This is a genomic window from Promicromonospora kroppenstedtii DSM 19349 (genome assembly GCF_000515355.1).
Lineage (GTDB): Bacteria > Actinomycetota > Actinomycetes > Actinomycetales > Cellulomonadaceae > Promicromonospora > Promicromonospora kroppenstedtii.
The window spans coordinates 322747-328668 of sequence record NZ_KI911686.1 but is presented as its reverse complement, the minus strand read 5'-3'; the positions used below and the strand labels follow the sequence as shown (position 1 = coordinate 328668).

At 71.1% G+C, this 5922-nt stretch carries 4 protein-coding genes; 1 reads left to right on the top strand and 3 read right to left on the bottom strand.

Annotated features, from left to right (window positions below):
- Positions 1-588, top strand: a 588-nt coding sequence (locus tag PROKR_RS16185; protein WP_036964610.1) for a class I SAM-dependent methyltransferase, incomplete at its 5' end; no start/stop codon positions are given.
- A gap of 33 nt (positions 589-621) precedes the next feature.
- On the opposite strand, the gene PROKR_RS16180 is transcribed toward PROKR_RS16185, so the two are convergent.
- The 3 genes from PROKR_RS16180 to PROKR_RS16170 all read right to left on the bottom strand — a co-directional run.
- Complete coding sequence (locus tag PROKR_RS16180; protein WP_036964609.1) at positions 622-2001, bottom strand: copper amine oxidase; 1380 nt, start codon at positions 1999-2001, stop codon at positions 622-624.
- 145 nt (positions 2002-2146) lie between these two features.
- Entirely contained in the window at positions 2147-5023 is a 2877-nt protein-coding gene (locus PROKR_RS16175; protein ID WP_036964608.1) for a choice-of-anchor G family protein, read from the bottom strand.
- Positions 5024-5422: 399 nt separating this feature from the next.
- Positions 5423-5922 (bottom strand): helix-turn-helix transcriptional regulator (locus PROKR_RS16170; RefSeq protein WP_036964607.1); only part of this gene is annotated, 500 nt, incomplete at its 5' end.

Genomic DNA, 5922 nt, shown 5'->3' with positions numbered 1-5922 from the left:
GAGGTCTTCGCCGAGGCGCTGGGGCTGGCGGTGCGGGTACCCGGCGTCGTGCGCGCCACGGAGGCGTGGGCGCCGAACCACTCGCTCGCCTCGGCCGCGCTGCGCCCCTACGGGGGCGTGGTGCACCTGGTCGACGGCGGCGACGGCGCCCTGCCGTTCGACGACGGCACGTTCGACCTGGTCACGGGACGCCACCCGGTCGCGTTCCCGTACCGCGAGGCCGCGCGGGTGCTGGCGCCCGGTGGCAGGCTGCTGGTCCAGGAGGTGGGCGCGGGCTCCAACCGTGAGCTGTACGAGTTCCTCATGGGCCCGCAGGCGAACGACGACGACGCGTACGTGGACCGGCTGCGCGCCCGGGTGGCCGACGCCGGGCTGGACGTGGTGGACCTGCGGGACGCGCGGACCCGGGTGGAGTTCTTCGATGTGGCCGCGGTGGTGCACTTCCTGCGCAAGGTCCTGTGGACGGTGCCCGACTTCACTGTGGACAGGTACCGCGACCGGCTGCGCGCGCTGTACGACCACATCGCGGAGCACGGGTCCTTCGTCTGCCACAGCCGCCGTACGCTCGTGGAGGCGCGGAAGGCCTGAGGGGGCAGCGGTCCCTGAGGCTCAGGACCCGGCTCAGCGGGTGTCGGCGGGCCTTCCGTTGACGTCCTCGCGGGCCGACGGCGGGTCGACGCGCTGCGCGGTGAGGTCCCGCGGCGTGAGCGTGAAGCCCTGCCAGTGCATCTCCATGGGGCTCTGGTCCTCGTCGCGCGCCACGTGGTGGAACCCGACGGCGACCCACGTGACGACGTCGGACAGCTCCGCCTCGTCCTGCGCGAAGTCGAGCACGCCCGCGCCGCAGGAGCCGTCCTTGTTGGCCGTCGCGTAGAGCTGGCAGTCGTCGGCCTCGGTGAACGCGAGCGCGTAGCCGCCGTCGCTGTCGCCGCCGTCAGCGCCACCCGTGTGCTCGTGGTCCTGCGTGAGCTGGAACGGCGTCGTCGCCCCCAGCTCGATCTGGTACGAGATCGGGTGCTGGTCCGCGTTGAGCACCTCGGGGTTCACCACGCGCCACCAGCGCCGGTCCGCCGCCTTGGCCGTGCCCTCGCGCGGGATGCGCGTCAGGCCGCCCTCGACGAGCGGAGCGCGCGGACCCACCTCGCCGGTCGGCGCGGCGTCGTACTGCTCGACGACCTGGCCGCCCCGGCCGCCGAGGGCCCAGTGCACCCGCCAGACGGCGTTGTGCGAGTGGCTGGTGGCGTAGTCGGTGTCGCCGGGGCCGACGGGCCAGCCGTGGGCCGGGTCGTCCCCGTAGTCCTCGGGGGAGAGGTCGCCGGTCGCGCCCAGGTCGGACCGGATGCTGCCGTCGCCGCCGAACGTGTACTGGCTGACGTACTCGTACCAGCCCACCTTCGAGATCGTGGAGAGCCGCAGGTCCGTGCGCCGGGCCACCTCGGTTCCCGTGGTGTCGCCGCTGCGGTAGGCGATGCCGCCGTCGACCACCTCCTGGCAGAGCACGGCACGATCCTGGCCGCCGCCGCCCATCGTGCCGTCGCCGATCTTCGGCACGTAGGTCTCGAGCCGCTCCCCGAGGCACTCCGGCTCGGTGAGGGTCATGATGTGGCTGCCGCCGAAGCCCTGTGTGGTGATGTCCTCGGTGTTGCGCAGGCCGGTGTCGTACGGCACCTCGAGCTGCCCGATCGACAGCTCGGCGAGCACCAGCACCGGATCGGCGCCGGCGGGCGTGAAGTGCACGTCCTCGAGCACCAGGCCGCGGCTCGCGTCGACGCGCCAGCACATGGTCCACACGGAGCCGCTGAGCAGCTCCTGCGCGAGCGGTTCGTTCTCGGCGCACTTCACGTGCGCACTGCCCTGCACCCGCGGGTCCTCGTCGCGCGGGCTCGGCGCGGCGGGCAGGGCCTGCTCCACCACCATGATCGCGGCCACGACGAGCGAGACGATGGCGGCCGCCGCGACGATCGCCGGGACCAACCTCCGTTTCGACGACACCTCGCGCACGGTTCCCTCTCCTTCGCTCAGCTCTCGGCCCCCTGCGGACCCTTTCCTGACAGGACCGGCCCGGTGCGACGAGTCGCACCGGGCCGGTCTGCTTCGGACGCCTGACCGCTGCGTCCGTCTACTGCTTCGTCAGAGACTCGGTCCGTCAGGCGGAACGCGAGTCGTCGGACATGCGGCCCATCGCGGTGGCGAAGGCCTGGCTGATCTCGCGGCGACGCTTGATCATGACCGCACCGGCGCCGAGCAGCAGCACCGTCGCGGCGATCAGGATGCCGACGTTCGCACCCGTGGAGGCGAGGCCACCGTCACCGTTGCCACCAGCGGTGGCGGCGACGACCTCGAACGTGGCCGACGCGGAGTCGCCCTGCTCGGTGCTGACCGCGATGCCCTGGTGCTCGCCCAGGTCGAGCCGCTCGTCGACGGTGAACGTCCACTGGACGTTGCCCTCGGCGTCGGCCTCCTGTGCCTGGAGCGCGAAGCTCTCCGAGTTGATCAGGCCCACGACGACCTCACCGGGCTCGAAGCCCGAGGCGTAGAAGGTCTGCTCGTCGCCCAGCTGGGCGGTCGGGTGCTCGAAGCGCGCCGTCAGGTCGCGCCCGTCGCCACCGACCGTGTCGACGACGGCGATCGGCGTCTGTGCGCCCTCGCTGCCGTCGTCCGGCTGTGCGTCCACGATGATGACGCCCGGCGGGGTGTCCTCGGGGACGGTGATCGGAGTGGTGAAGCCGCAGTCCTCGTCCACCTTCACGGTGACCGGCTCGCCGATCTTCTCACCGTCGGTGGTCTGGAGCTGCACGGTGACGTTGGCGCCGGCCGGGAAGCCGGTACCGGTGATGGTCACCTCTTCGCCCGCGCGGACCATGGTCGGGTCGGCCGTGATGGCCGGGTCCGTGCACTCGCCCGGGTTGTTGGTGCCCGGGTCGAGGATCTCCAGGGGCGCCTCGGCACCCTCGCTGCCGTCCTCCGGCTCCGCGCCCACGACGTGGTCGCCGGGCTCGGCGTCCTCGGGAACCGTGAGGTCGGTGATGAAGCCGCAGGCCTCGTCCGGGGTGACCGTGATCGGGTCCCCGACCGGGTTGCCCTCGGCGTCACGCAGCTGGACCGTGACCGGCACGCCGGCCGGGAAGCCCTGGCCCACGACGGAGACGGTGTCGCCCGGGTAGGCGGCGTTGGGCTCGACCGTCAGGGTCGGGTCCATGGCGCAGATGTCGGAACCGGCGACGACTGCCAGCGGGGCCTCGGCGGCCTCACCGGTCGTGTCGTCGGTGCCGACGACCGTGTAGTCACCGAGCTCGGCGTCGTCCGGCACCGGCACGGGGGTGGTGAAGCCACCCTCGGAGTCGGTGTCGACGGCGATCGCGTCACCCACGGGGTTGCCCTCGGGGTCGGTGAGCTGGACGGTCGCGGTCGAGTCCGGCGTGTAGCCCTCACCGGTCGCGACGGTCGACTGACCGGGCGCGACCGAGGCCGGCACGGCGGTCAGGGTCGGGTCGATCTCGCCCGAGCCACCGTCGTCGCCACCGATGCGGACGGCGGCGTTGCCCAGGTTGATGCGCGCGACCTCGTTGGCCGGCAGCAGGGCGATGCTCAGCGCCGACAGCTCGAAGGAGGTCTCGGCAGCAGCGGCCTTGGTCGACGTCGGGGCAACACCCTCGGTCGTGACCTGGCGGTTGATCGTGATCGACAGCACCTGCGACAGGACGTCGAAGACCGGCGAGAGCAGCTCGCGGATCGGCTTCGTGATGGCGTCGGTCTTGAGGTCGTTGATCAGCAGGTCGAAGATGTTGTCACCCTCGTCGCTGATCAGCAGGTCGTAGACCGGGGCCAGGATCGGCGCCAGGGCCGGGCCCACCGTGTTGATGGTGCCGACCAGCAGCTCGGCGACCGGGGCCATCGTGCCCGTGCTGTTGTTCACGGCCTCGGGGAAGTTGCCGTTCACGGCGTCGGCCAGCGGCAGCGACCACGAGACGTCGAGGTTGCCCAGCGGGCTCTCGTCGGTGAAGGCGATGTTGATCGTCACCGAGTTCAGCGAGTCCTCGATCGCGCCGATGAGGATGTTGGTGACTTCCTCCATCAGCTCGTGCACGGTCTCCGCGATCAGCGGGTAGGTCGTGTCGTCGATGAGCTCGGTGTTCGGGTCGAGCGCGTTGATGCCACCCTCGTTCGGGCCGTCGACGAGCTTGTCGAGGTGGACCTCGAGCTGGCCGGTCGACAGGTCGATCGTGATGAGCTGGTTCTTCGAGGTGATCGGCTCGCCCACGACGGACTGGAACAGGTTCTCCTGCATGTTGCTGTCGACGGTGATCGACGGCGTCGGGACGCCGGGGATCGCGTCGAAGAGGCCGGTCAGGGCGCTCTCGTCCAGGTTCTCGTTGACGAGGTCCTCGACGGTGGTGTCGATGGTGCCGCCGATGTCGTAGATCGACGAGGCAGCGTCCTCGATGACCGGGGAGTGCAGCGTCAGGTCCAGGTCGGCCACGCGGTACTGGCCGAGGCCACCCACGCCGTCCTGGTCCAGGATGACGCCGTCCTCGGCCTTGACCTCGGCCGCGCCGGCGCCCGCCTCGAGCAGGAGCTGGTCGACGATCTGGTCCGTGAGGCCGTCGACGCCCAGCAGACGCGCCACGGACAGGACGTCCACCGTCGCCTTGCCGAAGTCGTCGGTCTCGCCGTCCAGGGTCACGCCGCCGTCGGCGCCGGCCAGGCCGGAGATCGCGTGGGCGTCGAGCGGACCCGAGGCCTCGCTGCGGCTGGCGAGCGCACCGAGCTGACCGAAGTCCAGGATCTCGTCGAGGCGGACCTCGACGTCACCGAGGTGAACGAGCTCCGAGCCGAGCAGCTCGACGTTCAGGTTGCCCTCGTTCGGGCCTGCGTTCGAGACCGAGCCGGCCTCGGAGTAGGCGGCTGCTGCCAGCGCCTTCTGGAAGAGCGTCGAGTCGAGGACGCTCGCGGCGGCCTCCGACGGCTCGTCCGGGTAGTTGTCAACGGCGGCGACTGCCGGCAGACCCGTGGCCGTAACCACAAGGGCCGAAGCCGCGACCGTCACCAGAGATCGGCGCAGTACGAGGCCACCCCTTCGACGGCGTGACGGTACTTGCGTTGGGTTCAACGGAACTCACTCCTCCACATTCGCGCTTAAGAAAAAGCGTCCGGATCGGTACGTGATCACGTCCGGATCTTCGGGGCGGTCGCATGAGGCGCACCGGCTCCCGGCCCTCAGGGAACAGTGGTTCTCAGCCGCCTGCCAGGCAGAGCGGTAATCGTGCGCTGACGCAATCCAACGCAACCGCGACTGCGTTCGAGACGATTCGAGGCGCGCCAAAAGCAGGTGTACGCACAATGGCGGAGAGAAGCGAAAGAAGTCCGGAATGCCGGGTGAAAAACAGTCGAGCGAGCGGGTGAAAAATCTGCGCTCGGGAAGCTACCCGCCGGCGAGCCAGGCGGGCGGCCGGGTCTCCGCGAGCCGGACCAGGTCGCGCCGGTCGCGGATACCGAGGGTCGTGTAGGCCTGCCGCAGCCGGTTCACGACGGTCCGCTCGGACACGAACGTGGCCTGGGCGATCTGGGAGTTGGTCGCACCGTGCACCGCGAGCCGGACCATCTCCCGCTCGTGCCTCCCCAGCACCTCCCACTCGGGGCCGGCACCGCCGCTCGCGTCCGCCTCGGCGAGGAACACGTCGATCCCGCGCAACCAGCCCGCCATGCCCGCGAGCCGGACCAGCGTCCGGGCCTCGTCGAGCATCGCGGTGCCCGTCGCGCGGCCCCCGCGGGTCACGGCATACCGGCCGTAGGCCACCAGCATGCGCACGCGCTGCCACGGGGACATGGGCACCGGCGCCCCGTGCAGCGCGGCCTCGAAGGCGGGCGAAGGCGTGCCGTCGTCGGCCAGCAGGGCGCCCAGGCGGGACCAGGCGGCGGCGA